The organism is Rahnella sp. PCH160 (assembly GCF_047784855.1).
GTDB lineage: Bacteria > Pseudomonadota > Gammaproteobacteria > Enterobacterales > Enterobacteriaceae > Rahnella.
Map to the genome: position 1 here is coordinate 3,741,796 of NZ_JBLOGT010000001.1, position 17,033 is coordinate 3,758,828.

Consider the following 17,033-nt stretch of genomic DNA (forward strand, 5'->3'; position numbering starts at 1 on the left):
GTCAGTTCTCCCTTAATTCAAACGGCAGAGCTAACCTTATTTACCCCGCCTATTCTGACTATTGAACAACAGGATAAGCGGGATAATCATTCTCAGAATTGACTCAGCAGTCTGGTGCTCCTCACGCCAGCCTGCTCATACTTACAGGAAATCGCCTCATCCATGTCTGACTCTGCTCTCACGGCGTCGCGTAAGAAAAAAAAGCGGCCGTTAATGATGATTCTGCTGTTACTGATTACCATTGGAGCCTGTGGTGCGGCCGGTTACGCCTGGTGGATGATGCACAAACAGCAGCCGGCGAACGGTAGCGCGGCTGAAGTGAAGAAAAGTGAGCCCCCTGCGGCGCCGATCTTCCTGGCACTGGATACTTTCACCGTTAACCTGCAAACGCCGGATAACGACCCTGACCGCGTGCTGTACATCGGCCTGACCCTGCGTCTGCCGGATGAACAGAACCGGGCTACCCTCACGGAATACCTGCCTGAAGTTCGCAGCCGCCTGTTGTTGCTGTTGTCCCGCCAGAAGACCGGCGATCTCGCCAACGAAGCCGGTAAGCAACAACTGGTGCAGGAGATCAAACAGGTTCTGGATGCACCACTGGTCAAAGGTCAGCCTCCTCAGGTGATCAACGACGTGCTTTTCACTGCTTTCATACTGCGATAAACAAATTATGGGCGACAGCATTCTTTCACAGGCCGAGATCGACGCACTGCTTAATGGCGACAGTGACAGCGCAGCCGATGCGGCAAGCGCTGCAAAGGCCAAAGCGTCGGACGACGGTGTAAAACCTTTTGACCCCACAACGCAACGTCGCGTTGTGCGTGAGCGGTTGCAGGCGCTGGAAATCATTAACGAGCGTTTTGCCCGTCACTTCCGTATGGGGCTGTTTAACCTGTTGCGTCGCAGCCCGGACATCACGGTCGGGCCGATCAAAATCCAGCCCTATCATGACTTCGCCCGCAACCTGCCGGTGCCGACTAACCTGAACCTGATCCACCTCAAGCCATTGCGCGGCACGGCACTGTTTGTGTTCGCGCCAAGCCTGGTCTTTATTGCGGTGGATAACCTGTTTGGCGGTGACGGCCGTTTCCCGACCAAAGTGGAAGGGCGCGAATTCACCCACACCGAACAGCGCGTGATCAAACGTATGCTCACGCTGGCGCTCGATGCCTACGAAGATGCGTGGAGCGGCGTTTACAAGCTGAGCGTGGAATATGTCCGTGCTGAATTGCAGATTAAGTTCACCAACATCACCTCTTCCCCGAACGACATCGTGGTCACCACGCCGTTCCATGTGGAAATCGGTGCGCTGAGCGGTGATTTCAATATCTGTATTCCGTTCAGCATGATTGAACCGTTACGTGAGTTGCTGACCAATCCGCCGGTCGAGAACTCCCGTCATGAAGAAAGTCAGTGGCGTGAAAACCTGGTGCATCAGGTTCAGCAATCTGAACTGGAGCTGGTGGCGAATTTCGTTGAAATCCCGCTGCGTCTTTCTCAGATCCTGAAACTGCAACCGGGCGATGTCCTGCCGATTGAAAAACCTGATCGTCTGATCGCACACGTCGACGGCGTTCCGGTGCTGACCAGCCAGTACGGCACCCTAAACGAACAATACGCCCTGCGCGTTGAACATTTGATCAACCCGATTTTAAATTCTCTAGATGAGGAACAGCCCCATGAGTGACACCAATAAACCGTCTGACGCCGGATCGGATAACGTTGACGATTTATGGGCTGATGCGTTTAACGAACAACAATCTGCGGGCAGCGCCAAAGCGTCAACCGAGGGTGTTTTCGCCGCGCTGGGTGCCCAGGACGGAGCGGGCAGTTTGCAGGATATCGACATGATCCTTGATATTCCGGTGAAACTGACCGTTGAATTAGGCCGTACCAAAATGACCATCAAAGAACTGCTGCGCCTGTCGCAGGGTTCCGTTGTTGCACTCGATGGCCTTGCCGGTGAGCCGCTGGATATTCTCATCAACGGCTACCTGATTGCTCAGGGTGAAGTCGTGGTCGTCGCCGACAAATACGGCGTGCGCATCACCGATATCATCACGCCGTCCGAACGTATGCGCCGGCTGAGCCGCTGATGAGCCAGACTGCGGCCACGGATTCTCCGTATATTCAGGGTGCGCAAACTCATGCTGCGACACAGGCTTTAGCGCCGGCAATGCCCGCCAGTTCTGTGCTGACACAGGTCAGTACGGTGCTCGGCGGTATTTTGCTGCTGATCCTGTGTATCGGCTGGGTCGCCAAACGCGCCGGTTTCGCGCCGCAGTCAAAAAATAACAAGCTGCTGAAAGTGACTGCCAGTGTTCAGGTGGGACGCAGCGAAAAAGTGGTGATCGTGGAAGTGGATAACACCTGGCTGGTGCTGGGCGTGACCGCGCAAAATATCACCCCGCTGCACACACTGAGCGCGCCGCCGGCAGTGCAAACACCGGAATCTGGCACTCATGACAGTCAGCCTGCGGATTTCCGTCAGCTGATGCAGAAAATGTTGAAACGTCCGGGAAAGCAGGCATGACCCAGTCCGCCGTGAACAAAATGATGAAATCCGCCGTAATCGCTGTCCGTCAGCGCCCTGTTCGCCTTCTCACCCGCCTGTGCCTGCCGCTGCCGCTGCTGCTGCTGATAAGCCCGGCCGCATTCGCACAGTTACCCGGTATTATCAGCCAGCAGATGTCCAACGGCGCACAAAACTGGTCGCTGCCGATTCAGACGCTGGTGTTCATCACCACGCTGACGCTGCTGCCCGCCATGTTGCTGATGTGTACCAGTTTTACCCGCATAATTATCGTACTCGGCCTGCTGCGAAATGCGCTGGGTACGCCGTCCGCGCCGCCAAACCAGGTGCTTCTGGGGCTCGGGCTGTTCCTGACCTTTTTCGTGATGGCGCCGGTCTTCGACAAAATCTACAGCGACGCCTACCAGCCGTTTAGCGAAAACAAAATTACCATGCAGGATGCGATGGACAAAGGCGCTCAGCCGCTGCGCCAGTTCATGCTGCGCCAGACCCGTGAAAGCGACCTCGCGCTGTATGCCCGCCTGGCAAACATCCCGCCGCTGGCGGGCCCGGAAGCCGTACCCATGCGTATTCTGCTGCCTGCTTACGTCACCAGCGAACTGAAAACGGCCTTCCAGATTGGCTTCACCGTGTTTATTCCGTTCATGATTATCGACCTGGTGGTCGCCAGCGTGCTGATGGCGCTGGGTATGATGATGGTGCCACCGGCCACCATCTCACTCCCCTTCAAGCTCATGCTGTTTGTGCTGGTCGATGGCTGGCAACTGCTGCTCGGTTCACTGGCACAGAGTTTCTATAGTTAATAAACGCCTGACTTGACAGGCGTCTTGCTCCTCCCCCTGCGAAGGGAGAGGCCGGGAGGGGGTTTAGCAGGCAACGTCAGAGATGCCATTAATACCCCACCCCAACCCTCCCCTTCGCAGGGGAGGGAGCTAAACCGTCTTCTTTTATGAGAACTGTGCAATGACTCCTGAATCGGTAATGGCATTGGGTAATGAAGCGATGAAAGTGGCGCTGGCCGTCGCCGCGCCATTATTGCTCGCGGCGCTGGTCACCGGGCTTATCGTCAGCCTGTTGCAGGCGGCCACGCAGATCAACGAACAAACGTTGTCCTTCATTCCTAAAATTCTGGCCGTTGTCGCGACCATCGTCATTGCTGGCCCGTGGATGCTGAATCTGCTGCTTGATTATATGCGCACGCTGTTTTCCAACCTGCCTTACATCATCGGTTAACCCATGGTTTCCTTCGACAGTACGCAACTTGCCGGATGGCTCAGCATGTACTTCTGGCCGCTGCTGCGGATCCTGGCACTGATCAGCACCGCGCCTATCACCAGTGAGAAATCCGTCCCGAGCCGCGTCAAACTCGGTCTGGGAATGATGATCACTTTTCTGATTGCGCCTTCGCTGCCGCCTGTCGACACGCCGATATTTTCCACCCCGGCGCTGTGGCTGGCAATGCAGCAAATCATGATTGGTACCGCGCTGGGCATCACAATGCAGCTGGCGTTTGCCGCCATCCGCATGGCCGGTGAAATTATGGGGCTGCAAATGGGTATTTCCTTTGCGACGTTTTACGACCCCAGCAACCGCCTGAACACTCCGCTGCTGGCACAATTTCTGAACCTGCTGGCGGTGCTGCTTTTCCTCAGTTTTAACGCCCATCTGTGGCTGATTTCCCTGCTCGCCGACAGCTTCCACACCCTTCCCATCAGCCCGAATCCGGTGAATGCCGAGGGGTTTATGGCCGTAGCGAAAGCAGGCAGCATTGTGTTCAGCGGCGGTCTGATGCTGGCCTTGCCGATTGTGACGCTGCTGCTGACGCTCAACATGGCACTCGGCCTGTTAAACCGCGTCACGCCGCAGCTTTCCGTCTTCGTTATCGGCTTCCCGCTGACACTCAGTATCGGCATTCTGGCCATCGGCCTGATGATGCCGATGCTCGCCCCTTTCAGCGAGCACCTGTTCAGTGAAATTCTCGATAAGCTGGTGCTGATCATGAATCAGTTTGCAGCGGATTAGTGTTGTAACGTCCCTTTCTCCACAAACTGCATATCCCCGACCTTGCCGACGGTGAATTTGCCGTCTTTGTACGTGATCACCGTAACGCTGGCGTTTTGCAAAGGTGCGCGCAGGTTTTCTTCGGGCGTCATACCTTCCAGCATCGCCATGATTGCCATACCGTGTGAAACAATCAGGACGTTCCCGCCGCCTTCGGCACGGGTTTTCTGTGCGATGTCATGCAGCGCGGCCTGCATACGGGTTTTTACCTGTGTGGCGTTTTCGGTGGTGTGCGAAGGGTCAACAGCCGCCAGCGTATTCATCATTTTTTCGAGGGTAATCTGCCCTTTTGACAGCGCCTGCGTCACGGAAGTGAAGTCTGCGAAACCGAGTTTTTTCGCAACCGGTTCCCACATCACAGATTCATGTTCGCCTTCATAGATACCAAAAAATGTTTCGCGCAGACGCTCATCTTCCGTCACCGGTAATGACTGCCCGGCGAGTGTCAGTGCGATCTTTGCAGTCTGACGGGCGCGACCGGAATCACTGGAATACGCCGCAACGAAGGGGATGCCTTTCAAGCCGCGCCCGAGATCTTCTGCCACAGAAACACCGGCGGCAGTCAGCGGCGTGTCGGACCAGCCCTGGGCGCGGTGCGCCGTGTTAAATAAGGTTTTGCCGTGGCGCGTGACGTAAAACGTGACGGTATCTTTCTCAGCCGTCGCCTGTGCGGGAGAGGCAGGCACCGGCGCCGCCTGCGCATTGATAAAGCCGAAGACTAAAAATGAGACCAGCGTTTTCCAGAGTGTATTTTTCATCGTAATGTCCTTTTAAGCGAGTTGATTAAAATATGTTGAATTTGTAATCCAGGCGAAATTCCGCCGCAAAACTGTCGGCGCTTTTGATATTTCCGTGATGATCGACAATCGGCGCAGTGCCTTTGTGTTCATAGGTTCTGCCCGGCCCGATCATGGCGAAAATTGATAAATCCTTGAGCTTTTTCGACGCCGGTTTCCACAGGGTATACACGTTGAATTCTCCCTCTTTCACCGGTTGCCCCTGATAATCAAAGAAGCCGTAATGCGTATTGATGCCTACTACCACTTCCGGCGTGATGTGGTAACCGACATCCAGCGACAATACTTTTTCCTCGTCGCGCATATAATCCAGCCCCGCAGTGGTCATGGAATTAAACGTACCGCGCGAGTTTTTACTCATATGACGGGGATACATACCGATCCCGCCCTCTTTATTCGCGTCGGTATAAGCCAGCCCGCCTTTTGTCGTCCAGCCGTTGTATTTCCACGTCACGTCTGCCGCATAATGATTGGCACGATTATCGAAATCCTTTTTGTTATTCGCCATGCTGTCCCATTTATCCAGCGCCTGCGTCATATAGATCTGCACGCCGTAGGACAGTGTTTTATTTTGCTTCAGGTTCAGCTCCAGACCATTTCTGCGCAAATAGTCTTCACTTTCACCGTAGAAATAAAGCGCGGTAATATTGTCGGCTTTGAACTGAACATCGCCGGTGTAAATGGCGTCAATCGCGTGCCCGTCGCTGGTCATGAAATTCACCTTATCCGGCGAATCACGGTTCAGCGATTGGGTTAGATACGCGAGCCGCAGGCGGTACGCATCATAAGTCAGGTCGCCGCTCCAGCCGTTGTAGGTGTTCGGCGCGGCGCGCATTGAGGTGGTCAGTACGCCAAGCTTAATCAGTTTCCAGCCACCGTACAGATTGCCTTCAACGCCAGACTGCGAGAATTTCGCTTTACCAAAAAACTGGCCGAGTTTATTAAAACCTTTAGCCTTCCCACCGTCATCATACAATATCCCTCTGGAGGCGAAATTATCAGCAGCCGCCAGTTTGATCACGCCATAATAAGAAGCATCAACACCAATAAAATCGGATAAATACCCGGATTTATAATCCAGCGCTACCCCCTGCCCCCATGCCGAGTGGACATTGCGTTTATCCGTCTCACCTTCATCCAGGTATTTCCATATATTATGCAACCCAAAATCGAGGGAGCTGTTTTTTATAAAATCGGTTTCCGCGAGATCATCGACACCGGCAAAAGCCAGTGCGGGGGAACAAAGAATGCCGGTAACCAGTGCCAGAGCGTGCTTTTCCATAGCGAATCTTCCATTAAGCCAAAATGTTTCAGGGTGCATTTATAAAAGGCAAAAAAAAACCTGAGCCGATATCTCCCGGATGCGGGAAACTTCAGTTCAGGTTTTGCCTGCCGATGCAGTAACAATCCGGGAGCAAACATAACGGATTTAAAAATAAAAAACAGTGCAACGAGGTAATTTTAAAGATTAAAAGAATTATTTGTGAAGCGAATCAACTTTACCCGGCGCGATATAAAGATTTTCCGAATTTTGATATCCGTTAATAGCTGAAATCTTTACCGCTTCCTTTGGGGAATATCGATAATACAGAAACGTAATAATCTCAGCTTATTAATACTGTTATATTTCCCGCGTCAGCAACGCCATCACTTCGTAATGCGCAGTATGCGGGAACATGTCGAAAAGCTGGACGCGCGCAATCGCGTAGCCAGGCAACAGACTCAGATCTTTCGCCATCGTCTGCGCATTACAACTGGAATACAAAATGGTATCCGGCGACATCTGGCTCAGGTAATCGCACAGCGTTTTGCCAATCCCGCGCCGTGGCGGATTCACCAGAATCAGGTCCGGAACTTCACCTTTTCCGGTCGCAAAACCGGTGGAATCCAGTGCCTGGAATTCGACGTTTTTCAGCCCCAGACGGCTGGCGGATTCTTTCGCACAGGCGATGGCTTCCGCGCTGATTTCAATGCCGGTCAGTTTCATCTCTGGCGTGGCGCAATGCAGGCCAAAACCACCGACGCCGCAGAACAAATCCCACATACTGGCGATATTGCCGCGCTCACGCACCCAGTCGCGCGCGGTGGAATAAAGCCGTGCAGCGACCTGCGGATTGGTCTGGAAGAAGCTTTGCGGGCGGATAAACAGCGGCACGTGGTTAAATTCTTCTTCGAGTCGTTGCACGTCCGTCAGCGGGATTTCAGTGTCGCCTTCCAGGATCGCCATATGCACCGGCTGGATATTGGCCGAAATCACGGTCAGCTGCGGCAACTGCTGTTGCAGCCACGGCAATGCGGCGCGCAGCTGGGCAAGTTTCATTTCCGAGCGCAGAACAAAACGCAGCATCATGCCGCCGTCTTTCTGGCTTTCGGTCAGCAACAGAAATTTCAGTTCGCCACGTTTACGCGACACGTTATACGGCGTCAGACCGGCGCGGGCGATAAAGGTTTTGAGTACGGTAAACACCGCCGGAAAACGGGCGGGATACAGCGGACATTCGCATAAATCTACCGGCGTGCCGTCGCGGTGTAACATCCCGAGCAACGGACGCTCAACGCTGCCGCTGACCACCATTTTCGCTTTATTGCGAAACGCACTTTCCGGCCCGGTCACCGGTTCGCGCCATTCACCGACCGGCAAACCTTCCAGCAGAGAGTGTAAATCCCGCTGTTTGTCAGCTAATTGTTGCGAATAAGGCGTGTCGAGCCACTGACATGAGCGGCAGGTTCCGGCGGTATAAAGTGCGCAGTGCATGAAAAAGTTCCGGTCATCGAATACGGGGAAAATCTGGCGCGCAGTGTATCACCACGCGGCCTGAAAGGCTCACCTGCGACAGGTGCTATTTACGATTGGCAAAGAAGCGGCGGCTGCTGGCGGGCACGAAAAGTAGCAGCAGAACCACAATATCGGGGATTTTTTGCATCAGCAGCGCGGTGAGAAATTCGCCCTGCGTATCGACATCAAAGCGAAAAATGCGCGGCCCGAACCATTCGAAAGACGCCAGCAACATATAACCCACGACGATCACCTGACAGCCAATAAACGCCCTGCGTCCCCAGATCCGCGCACGCATCATGGCGTACGCTGCCCGGCATTCAATCAGCACAATCAGCAGGCTGGCCAGCAGGATAAAACAGTTCAGCCACGACTCTGCACTGACTTCGATAAAGCTCATCAGCCCTGAAAAACCCATGGCGTCAAACAGCAATATAAACTCAAGACAGCGCGTGGCAACAATCGCCGAGGCGGCAATCATGACGGGAACAGGGATAAATGCCAGTTTCATACGTCCGTGTCGTGTCCTTTTCTTGTTGTATTCAACGCCTGACCCCCTAAATCATTCGGGCTGCATTGCGGCAACCCGAAGGACAACGGAGATTAATTTCGCGCTGCGCGCTGGATGTCCCTGATTCTTTGCTTCTCAGCTCGCGACATAAACCACCAGGCCATCATTCCAATAATACCCACCACCAGCAGGATGAGCGTCGCCAGTGCGTTGATTTCCGGGTTAACGCCCATACGCACGCTGGCGAAGACCAGCATTGGCAAGGTCGTTGCGCCCGGCCCGGCAACAAAACTGGCGATAACCAGATCGTCAAGCGACAGCGTGAACGCCAGCAGCCAGCCGGAAATCAGGGCTGGCAGGATCATCGGCAGCGTAATGATGAAGAAGACTTTCAGCGGCGCCGCGCCTAAATCCATCGCTGCTTCTTCGATGGAACGATCCAGTTCGCGCAGTCGCGCCGAGACCACCACCGCAACATACGCACTGCAAAATGTCACATGCGCCAGCCAGATGGTGAACATGCCGCGCTCAGCCGGCCAGCCAAAAGCGTGCCCCATCGCCACAAACAGCAACAGCAGCGCCAGACCGGTGATGACGTCCGGCATAACCAACGGTGCTGTCAGCATAAACGCAAAACCGGTCGAGCCACGAAAACGCTGGAACCGCACCATCACCACCGCCGCCAGCGTGCCGACAATAACGGCCATAGTCGCGGCTGCGGTGGCAATCGTCAGGCTCATTCCGACCGCGCTAATCATCGCAGAATCGTGGAAAAGCTGAGTATACCAGCGGGTAGACCAGCCCGCCCAGACCGTAACAAGCTTGGAACTGTTAAACGAATAAATAACCAGCATCAGCATCGGCGCATACAAAAACGTAAAGCCGAGCACGAGAATAAGAATTCGCCACGGCGAACGGACAACCGGCAACTGGTTCATTCTTTTTCTCCCAGCTCTTTATTTTGGTATTTCTGGAACCACAGGATCGGCATGATCAGCAGTAACAGCATGACCACCGCCACCGCAGACGCCACCGGCCAGTCGCGGTTATTGAAGAATTCCTGCCACAAAACGCGCCCGATCATGTTGCTGTCCGGGCCGCCAAGCAGTTCAGGGATCACGTATTCGCCGACCGCCGGGATAAAGACCAGCATCGAACCGGCGATAATCCCGCCTTTGGTCAGCGGCATAATCACTTTAAAGAAGGTTTTCATTGGCCGCGCACCGAGATCGGACGCCGCTTCCACCAGCGAATAATCCATGCGGGTCAGCGCGGTGTAAATCGGCAGGATCATAAACGGCAGATACGAGTACACAATCCCGATATAGACCGCCAGATTGGTGTGCAAAATCACCAGCGGCTGGTCGATCACATGCAGCCAGAGCAGCACGTTGTTGAGCACGCCGTTGTCTTTGAGTATGCCAATCCAGGCGTAGACGCGGATCAGGAATGACGTCCACGATGGTAAAATCACCAGCAACAGCAGAATGTTACGCATGGATTTGCTGCTGTGCGCCACGGCCCACGCCAGCGGATAACCGATGAGCAGACACAGAATCGTGGAAATCGCAGCCACTTCCAGCGATTGCAGATACGCATCGATGTACAGCGGATCTTGTGTTAACCCGATGTAGTTACCGATATTGAGCGCAATATTGAGCATACCGTCTGTCCAGGTGACCAGATCGGTATACGGCGGAATGGCACGCGCCATTTCGGCAAAACTGATTTTAAAGACGATTAAAAACGGCAATAAAAAGAGCAGCAGGAACCACACCAGCGGAAGTAAGATCACCAGCTTACGGCCATGACGCTGTTGCAGGCGTCCTAGCAGGGTTTTAAATCCGCCCGGAGGTTTAGCGGTTGTCACTTCAGAAATCACAGACATTATCGCCCCCTTAAACCGTCAGCACGACGCAGCTGTCGGCTTCCCAGCACAGACGCACTTCGTCGCCCCAGGTTGGCATGCCCTTGCGGAAACGGTGGCCGTTTTGCAATTGCGCCGTGATCATCTGGCCACTGTGCAGTTTAACGTGATAAATCGACAGGTCGCCCAGATACGCGATGTTGACCACTTCGCCCACCGCAAAATTGCAGCCGTCTTCCGGTACTTCTTCACAGAGCATGATTTTTTCCGGACGCAGCGCGACAAACACCGGCACGCCGTCCACGACCGAGACATCAGGATCCACTTTCAGCGGATGCCGAAGCCCCGGCGATGTCAGCACTAACGCATCATCCAGACGTTCTTTCAGCACGCCTTCAAACACGTTTACCGAACCGATAAATTCTGCGCTGAAGCGGCTGGTCGGATGCTCATAGATCTCTTCCGGTTCGCCGATTTGCACAAACTTGCCACGGTTCATAATGGCGATACGTCCCGCCATGGTCATGGCTTCTTCCTGATCGTGCGTCACCATCACGCAGGTCGCGCCGACGCGCTCCAGAATATCGACCACTTCGAGTTGCATACGGTCACGCAGCTTTTTATCCAGTGCGCCCATCGGCTCGTCGAGCAGCAATAATTTTGGCCGTTTTGCCAGACTGCGGGCCAATGCCACGCGCTGGCGCTGACCGCCGGAAAGCTGATGCGGCTTGCGTTTGGCGAATTCCTGCATGTGAACCAGCGTCAGCATTTCTGCCACGCGGCTTTTGATTTCTGCTGACGGCAATTTGTCCTGCTTGAGCCCGAACGCAATGTTCTGTTCGACCGTCATGTGCGGGAACAGCGCGTAGGACTGGAACATCATGTTGATCGGACGCTGATACGGCGGCACCTGCGAGAGGTCAACCCCGTCCAGCACAATCTGCCCCTGCGTGGGCTGCTCAAAACCGGCCAGCATGCGCAACAGTGTCGATTTCCCACAGCCGGACGCGCCGAGCAGTGCGAAAATCTCCCCTTTATAGATGGTCAGGCTGACATCATCCACGGCGGCCTGGCCGTCAAAAGACTTGGTTAAATTGCGTATCTCCAGCAAAGGCGTAAAACCTTTCTGGGACTTAGGCTGAGGGCGGGGAATGACGTCGTTCACTCAGAGAAATCTCCGGTATCAAAATGAAGCAGTTTCAAATAAGCATAACAGTCAGGGGGAAAAGTGCCTGATTTCTATGCCCAAAAGCAGCCTGGAACAAAATGCCAGCGGCCCCGCAGTGATTGTGCGGAGCCGCTAACGTAATACTCAAAATCCTTCTGGTTGCATCAAGGCGGCAAGTGAGCAAGTCCCCGGGAGCTGACACAAGTCAGTGACCGGGGCGCGTTCACGCAGCCAACGCAGAGGCGGCCTGAAGGATGAAGAGTATTTACTTACCCGTTTTTACTTTGGTCCACGAACGGGTGATCACACGGTCAATCTTCGGATCCTGAACTTTCAGGCTGAAGAGTTTGGCCTGCACATCCGCCGGTGGATAGATGCCCGGGTTATTGCGCACATTTTCATTCACCAGAGGCGTGGCCGCTTTGTTGCCGCTCGCGTAGTAAACGGTGTTACTGATTTGCGCGATCACTTTCGGTTCCATCAGGTAGTTCAGGAACTGGTACGCTTCGTCGAGATTTTTCGCATCGGCCGGAATGGCGAACACGTCAAAGAACGCCAGCGCGCCCTCTTTCGGAATGCTGTACGCCACGTTCACGCCGTTTTTCGCTTCTTTCGCGCGGTTAGACGCCTGCATCACATCACCCGCCCAACCGATAGCCACACAGATGTCGCCGTTGGCCAGATCATTGATGTACTGGGAAGAGTGAAAATAACGAATATTCGGACGCAGTTTCAGCAGCAAATCGTTCGCCGCACCGGTGTAATCCGACGCTTTGGTGCTGTTCGGATCCAGATGCAGATAATTCAGCACGGTGGCGTAAATTTCAGCTGGCGCGTCGAGGAATGAAACGCCGCAGCTTTTCAGTTTCTCCAGGTTTTCAGGTTTGAGCACCAGATCCCAGCTGTCTACCGGCGCATCTTTACCCAGCACCGCTTTGACTTTATCGACGTTATAGCCAATGCCGGTGGTCGCCCAGAGATACGGGATCGCGTATTTATTGCCCGGATCATGCTGCGCCACCATTTTGAGCAAATCAGGATCGAGGTTTTTGTAGTTTGGCAGTTTGCTTTTATCCAGCGGCTGGAAAACGCCTGCGGACAACTGGCGCTCAAGGAAACTGGCCGAAGGCACAACCAGATCGAAACCGGTGCTCCCTGCCATCAGTTTGCCTTCCAGCACTTCGTTGGAATCAAACACGTCGTAAACCACTTTAATGCCGGTTTCCTTCTGGAAATCTGGCACGGTATTTGGCGCGATATAATCGGACCAGTTATAGATATGCAGCGTTTTCTCTTCCGCAGACGCTGTGACGGACGCGGCCATAACCAGACCGGCGACAACACCCGATAACCACTTTTTACGCAGGGTGAACATCCGTTACTACCTCCAAGACAGGGGAATATAAATTGAATTTGTATCACTCAGACTGATACAAAACCTTTCACACTAATGCCAACGGTGACCCATGAAAGTTGCATAGGCATTCAACGCTGACGCATACGCTGCCTGCGAATTAACCGTTTGGTTTTACGACGTAATCACGCTGGGTGCAGAGTCAGAAGCATAGCGCCTGCAACCCCCGTGTACCAGCCTCCTGAGACAAAACCGGCGTTTATCGATTATTTATGCAAATTTAGTCTATACCGTCTGGCATTTTGGCTTTTAACAAAGTGAAATATCTGGCAACACAGGCACAAACGCAGCATAACTTATGGCGAAAGCGAATAAAGGCAGCGGAGCCGCAATAAACACGGCTCGCAGGAAAGGATCTTCAGAGGGAAAGCAATAACGAATGGCGTTTAATGCAACAAAGGCAGGTTCACGGAAATGGCCGGTGAGCCTTCTTCATCATCGCCAAGGAACAGCAGGTCATTGGCGTGGGCTTCAAGAATAATCATCGACATCTGCTCTTCGGCCTGTTGCAGGAAGAAGGCAAATTGCTCTTCGGTGACACCCACGGCGATAGTCAGCGACTGGCAGACAATCAGCTTCGGCAGGTTGTCATCCTGAATATCGACAAAGGCCTTGATGGTCAGCGAGCTGGCGTTAATCGAGCTCAAATCAGCCACCAGCGGGATCAGAGCCGTTGGTTTTACTTCGGCCAGCGCGGAGAACAAAATCACGTTATCCACGATATCGAGTTTGGCATCAAAAATGCCATCAAAATTCTGCATATGCGGCAAATGAAGAGCCTGACAGGAATCACACTCGAAAAAAGAAATGCCCAGCTGATCCAGCCAGCGCCGCAGCAGCGCCAAATCAGGGACGATGAGCGAATCCATAGAATGCCTCATAAGTTCAAAACGACGAGAATAACCAGCTCTCGCAACACCCGCAGCGTTACGAAGGGGGTCATAGCTTACGGAATATTGCCGGTCAGCGCTACGATCAAAGGCCGTTTGATGCACATTAGCGCCGGTAATTAAGATTTAACCGCCAGATTTCAGCCGGAATCCCGGCTTCGCCCGCTGCGCGATGTAATCAATCATCATGCCCGCAATATCCAGGCGAGTCGTGGTTTCGATGCCTTCCAGCCCCGGCGATGCGTTGACTTCCATCACCAGCGGGCCACGGTGCGCGCGCAAAATATCCACCCCGGCAACGTCCAGCCCCAGCGTCAGCGCCGCTTTCACGGCAATCTCTTTCTCTTCCGACGTAATTTTGACATTGGTCGCGGTTCCGCCGCGATGAAGATTGGAACGAAAATCGCCCGGTTTGGCCTGACGTTCAATGGCCGCCACCACACGTTTCCCGACCACCAGGCAACGGATATCCCGGCCTTCGGCTTCGCGGATATATTCCTGAACCAGAATATGCGCATTCAGCCCGCGAAACGCGTCAATCACGCTTTCCGCCGCCTGACGGGTTTCAGCCAGCACCACGCCGATGCCCTGCGTGCCTTCAACCAGTTTTACCACCAGCGGCGCGCCGCCGACCAGTGCAATCAAATCTGACGTGTCGTCCGGCGCATTGGCAAAACCCGTGATCGGCAAATCGATGCCTTCGCGCGCCAGAATCTGCATCGAACGCAACTTATCGCGCGCACGGGTAATCGCCACAGATTCATTGAGAGGAAAACTCCCCAGCATTTCAAACTGACGCAGCACGGCAGTGCCATAAAACGTAATGGCGGAACCGATGCGCGGGATCACGGCATCATATTTATCCAGCTGACGCCCGCGATAATGCACGCTCGGTGCGGCCGGATTGATATTCATGTAACAGGACAGGGGATCGATAATGTCGATCTCATGCCCGCGGGCTTCTGCTGCTTCCCGCAGCCGTTTACACGAATACAAAGACCCGTCACGGGAAAGAATTGCAATCTTCATCCGACACTCCATCGCCGATTAGCGTGTTGCCCAGCCTTGTTTATGTAATGCGTCCAGCATAAACGGACGCTGTTCCTTTTTCAGGGTACGGATAATCAGTGCACTCCAGGTATCGCGGCGGGCATTGCTGTCGCGTTGCAGATAATAGGCGCTGAGTTCTTCGTCGTACTCCGCCAGCAGTGCTTTATCCAGCGGCTGATAACTGTTTTCGTGGACCAGCATGGATTGCGGCATACGCGGCTTGACCTGATGATCCTGCGCGGGAGTGCCGATACAAAAACCGAACAACGGCATCACGAATTTCGGTAATTTCAGCAGCGAGATAACGTCTTCAACCTGATTACGGATCCCGCCGATAAACACGCCGCCCAGCCCGAGCGATTCCGCGGCGGTCATGGCATTTTGCGCCATCAGCGCAGTATCCACACAGCCGAGCAGCAATTGTTCCGCCAGCCCCAGTTCTGCTTGCGGATTAATCTGCAAGTTGCGGTTGAAATCGGCACAAAACACCCAAAATTCTGCGGCACTGGCCACATATTGCTGGCCGCCGGTGTACTGCACTAATTTTTCTCGCAACACCGGATCGGTGACGCGGATAATCGATGAACACTGTAAAAAGCTGGAAGTCGAGGCTGATTGCGCGGCAGCAATGATCGCCTCACGCTGTTCGTCGGATACCGGCTGGCCGGTAAAAGAACGGATAGAACGGTGTGAGCGCAGAAGATCGATAGTCGGCGTCATTTAAAAATTCCTGATCGGATGAAAAGGCGGAAACTGAGGCTGCAATCATTCATGCTGTGCGCCCTGTTTGCAAGGCTTGTGACATTAAATGCTGTAACAATGTGCAGGGCTCAAAAAGGCCTGATTCTTCATTTGGATAGGCAGAAGGTATCAGACCGACAGGTAATTCCTGCTTTTTTTTATGGTTTGCAACAGGCATAGTAACGACATCAAAAAGGTGATGTGCATAACAAAAATCGTCACTCCCTTTTCATTTATCTCGCTGGCATTAACAAAGGAGTCTCCATGTTTGCAGTAATTTTCGGGCGTCCTGGCTGTCCTTATTGTGTTCGAGCAAAAGAGTTGGCTGAAAAACTGACTGAAGAACGTGATGATTTCAATTTCCGCTACATCGATATCCACGCGGAAGGCATCTCTAAAGCTGACCTGGAAAAAACCGTGGGTAAACCGGTTGAAACTGTTCCTCAGATTTTCCTCGATCAGAAACATGTTGGCGGCTTCACTGATTTTGAAGCCTATGCCAAAGAACATCTGGCTCTGTTCAGCAACTAAGGGGTTCTGAACGCAGCAAAAAGGCGCTCACTGAGCGCCTTTTTTTATGGCATCGGAACAGGTTCACCGGTGCTGTTTAAATTGTTTATAGGCAGTAAATAGCAGCTGTATCAGCATTGCGCCCAACACACACCAGAAAATCGCACTGGTCGCATAAGCCAATTCCTGCACCAGCGGACGCACGCGGGGATAAAAAACCATGCGCAGCGCAGTACAGACTGGTACAGAAATCAGCGCGCCAACCAGAGATGAAAATATGGGTGAATCGCGATAAAACAGCCCGGTCAGCAGACCCGGCAATAAAAATAACAACAGCCCGTATTCCGGGCCGGGCGTTATATCTCTAACAACTATCCAGCTATTTTTTAACGAAATAAAAATTATGACAAACATAATGCAACAAAATAGCGGAGCTATTAACTTTCGCAAAAATGCCATCTGACTTCCTCCTTAAAGTTGGCGAGATTTACAGGCCATATGCACTGCAAGTAATGCGGTCATTTTTACCTGACAGAGCCTTGCCGGCTCACTTCCCTGACGCGTTCCGCAATCCTGCGAAACACAAAAAAAGCGTTCAGTTGATTTATACGGGCTTTTCTCTGGCTGAACAGACGTTCTGTGACTAAAATGACGCCCGAAACCTGCTTTCCTGTTTCAGTGTTTGAGAAACAAAGGGTGTTTTTAAAAGTAGGAA

Annotated in this window: 20 protein-coding genes; 8 read left to right on the forward strand and 12 right to left on the reverse strand. The window is 53.3% G+C overall.

Annotated features, from left to right (window positions below):
* Positions 1-162: 162 nt before the first annotated feature.
* From fliL to fliR, 7 genes are all read left to right on the forward strand, one after another.
* Positions 163-663 carry a flagellar basal body-associated protein FliL gene (fliL, locus tag ACM5QY_RS17150; RefSeq protein ID WP_416121924.1) on the forward strand — a complete coding sequence of 167 codons (501 nt, stop codon included), beginning with the start codon at positions 163-165 and terminating at the stop codon, positions 661-663.
* Between the two features lie 7 nt (positions 664-670).
* Positions 671-1,687 carry a flagellar motor switch protein FliM gene (gene fliM, locus ACM5QY_RS17155; RefSeq protein ID WP_416121925.1) on the forward strand — a complete coding sequence of 339 codons (1,017 nt, stop codon included), beginning with the start codon at positions 671-673 and terminating at the stop codon, positions 1,685-1,687.
* The gene (fliN, locus tag ACM5QY_RS17160) at positions 1,680-2,096 is read left to right on the forward strand and encodes a flagellar motor switch protein FliN (protein ID WP_104922229.1); all 417 of its coding nucleotides are present in this window, start codon (positions 1,680-1,682) and stop codon (positions 2,094-2,096) included. The genes fliM and fliN overlap by 8 nt, the downstream gene beginning before the upstream one ends.
* Positions 2,096-2,533 (forward strand): flagellar biosynthetic protein FliO, encoded by a 438-nt coding sequence (fliO, locus tag ACM5QY_RS17165; protein ID WP_416121926.1) that lies wholly within the window; start codon positions 2,096-2,098, stop codon positions 2,531-2,533. Before fliN ends, fliO begins: the two co-directional genes overlap by 1 nt.
* Before the next feature lie 23 nt (positions 2,534-2,556).
* Positions 2,557-3,336 carry a flagellar type III secretion system pore protein FliP gene (gene fliP, locus ACM5QY_RS17170; RefSeq protein WP_416122914.1) on the forward strand — a complete coding sequence of 260 codons (780 nt, stop codon included), beginning with the start codon at positions 2,557-2,559 and terminating at the stop codon, positions 3,334-3,336.
* 160 nt (positions 3,337-3,496) lie between these two features.
* Positions 3,497-3,766, forward strand: a complete 270-nt coding sequence (gene fliQ, locus ACM5QY_RS17175) for a flagellar biosynthesis protein FliQ (RefSeq protein ID WP_104922231.1) — start codon at positions 3,497-3,499, stop codon at positions 3,764-3,766.
* A gap of 3 nt (positions 3,767-3,769) precedes the next feature.
* Entirely contained in the window at positions 3,770-4,555 is a 786-nt protein-coding gene (fliR, locus tag ACM5QY_RS17180) for a flagellar biosynthetic protein FliR (protein ID WP_416121927.1), read from the forward strand.
* Here fliR and ACM5QY_RS17185 read toward each other — a convergent pair.
* The 11 genes from ACM5QY_RS17185 to nfsA all read right to left on the reverse strand — a co-directional run bounded on the left by ACM5QY_RS17185 (position 4,552) and on the right by nfsA (position 15,787).
* A complete protein-coding gene (locus ACM5QY_RS17185) occupies positions 4,552-5,352 on the reverse strand; it encodes a histidine phosphatase family protein (protein WP_416121928.1) in 801 nt (266 codons plus the stop codon). The two genes, fliR and ACM5QY_RS17185, sit on opposite strands and share 4 nt — an antisense overlap.
* Positions 5,353-5,377: 25 nt before the next feature.
* Positions 5,378-6,673, reverse strand: a complete 1,296-nt coding sequence (locus ACM5QY_RS17190; RefSeq protein ID WP_416121929.1) for an OprD family outer membrane porin — start codon at positions 6,671-6,673, stop codon at positions 5,378-5,380.
* A gap of 339 nt (positions 6,674-7,012) precedes the next feature.
* Complete coding sequence (gene rlmC / locus ACM5QY_RS17195; RefSeq protein ID WP_416121930.1) at positions 7,013-8,146, reverse strand: 23S rRNA (uracil(747)-C(5))-methyltransferase RlmC; 1,134 nt, start codon at positions 8,144-8,146, stop codon at positions 7,013-7,015.
* Between the two features lie 85 nt (positions 8,147-8,231).
* The gene (locus tag ACM5QY_RS17200; RefSeq protein WP_416121931.1) at positions 8,232-8,678 is read right to left on the reverse strand and encodes a YbjO family protein; all 447 of its coding nucleotides are present in this window, start codon (positions 8,676-8,678) and stop codon (positions 8,232-8,234) included.
* 92 nt (positions 8,679-8,770) lie between these two features.
* Positions 8,771-9,616, reverse strand: coding sequence for a putrescine ABC transporter permease PotI (gene potI / locus ACM5QY_RS17205; protein WP_416121932.1), 846 nt, complete (start codon positions 9,614-9,616; stop codon positions 8,771-8,773).
* Complete coding sequence (potH, locus tag ACM5QY_RS17210) at positions 9,613-10,566, reverse strand: putrescine ABC transporter permease PotH (RefSeq protein ID WP_416121933.1); 954 nt, start codon at positions 10,564-10,566, stop codon at positions 9,613-9,615. Before potH ends, potI begins: the two co-directional genes overlap by 4 nt.
* A gap of 10 nt (positions 10,567-10,576) precedes the next feature.
* The gene (gene potG / locus ACM5QY_RS17215) at positions 10,577-11,710 is read right to left on the reverse strand and encodes a putrescine ABC transporter ATP-binding subunit PotG (protein ID WP_416121934.1); all 1,134 of its coding nucleotides are present in this window, start codon (positions 11,708-11,710) and stop codon (positions 10,577-10,579) included.
* Between the two features lie 268 nt (positions 11,711-11,978).
* Positions 11,979-13,088, reverse strand: coding sequence for a spermidine/putrescine ABC transporter substrate-binding protein PotF (gene potF / locus ACM5QY_RS17220; RefSeq protein ID WP_416121935.1), 1,110 nt, complete (start codon positions 13,086-13,088; stop codon positions 11,979-11,981).
* A 425-nt stretch (positions 13,089-13,513) separates the two neighbouring features.
* Positions 13,514-13,996: a type III secretion system chaperone family protein gene (locus ACM5QY_RS17225; protein WP_104922240.1), complete on the reverse strand. Its 483-nt coding sequence runs from the start codon at positions 13,994-13,996 to the stop codon at positions 13,514-13,516.
* Between the two features lie 147 nt (positions 13,997-14,143).
* Positions 14,144-15,046 (reverse strand): 30S ribosomal protein S6--L-glutamate ligase, encoded by a 903-nt coding sequence (rimK, locus tag ACM5QY_RS17230; RefSeq protein ID WP_416121936.1) that lies wholly within the window; start codon positions 15,044-15,046, stop codon positions 14,144-14,146.
* A gap of 18 nt (positions 15,047-15,064) precedes the next feature.
* Entirely contained in the window at positions 15,065-15,787 is a 723-nt protein-coding gene (gene nfsA, locus ACM5QY_RS17235; protein WP_416121937.1) for an oxygen-insensitive NADPH nitroreductase, read from the reverse strand.
* 285 nt (positions 15,788-16,072) lie between these two features.
* Between nfsA and ACM5QY_RS17240 the strand changes: the two genes are divergently transcribed.
* A complete protein-coding gene (locus ACM5QY_RS17240; protein WP_416121938.1) occupies positions 16,073-16,339 on the forward strand; it encodes a GrxA family glutaredoxin in 267 nt (88 codons plus the stop codon).
* 63 nt (positions 16,340-16,402) lie between these two features.
* On the opposite strand, the gene ybjM is transcribed toward ACM5QY_RS17240, so the two are convergent.
* Positions 16,403-16,777, reverse strand: a complete 375-nt coding sequence (gene ybjM / locus ACM5QY_RS17245) for an inner membrane protein YbjM (RefSeq protein ID WP_416121939.1) — start codon at positions 16,775-16,777, stop codon at positions 16,403-16,405.
* Positions 16,778-17,033 lie beyond the last annotated feature (256 nt).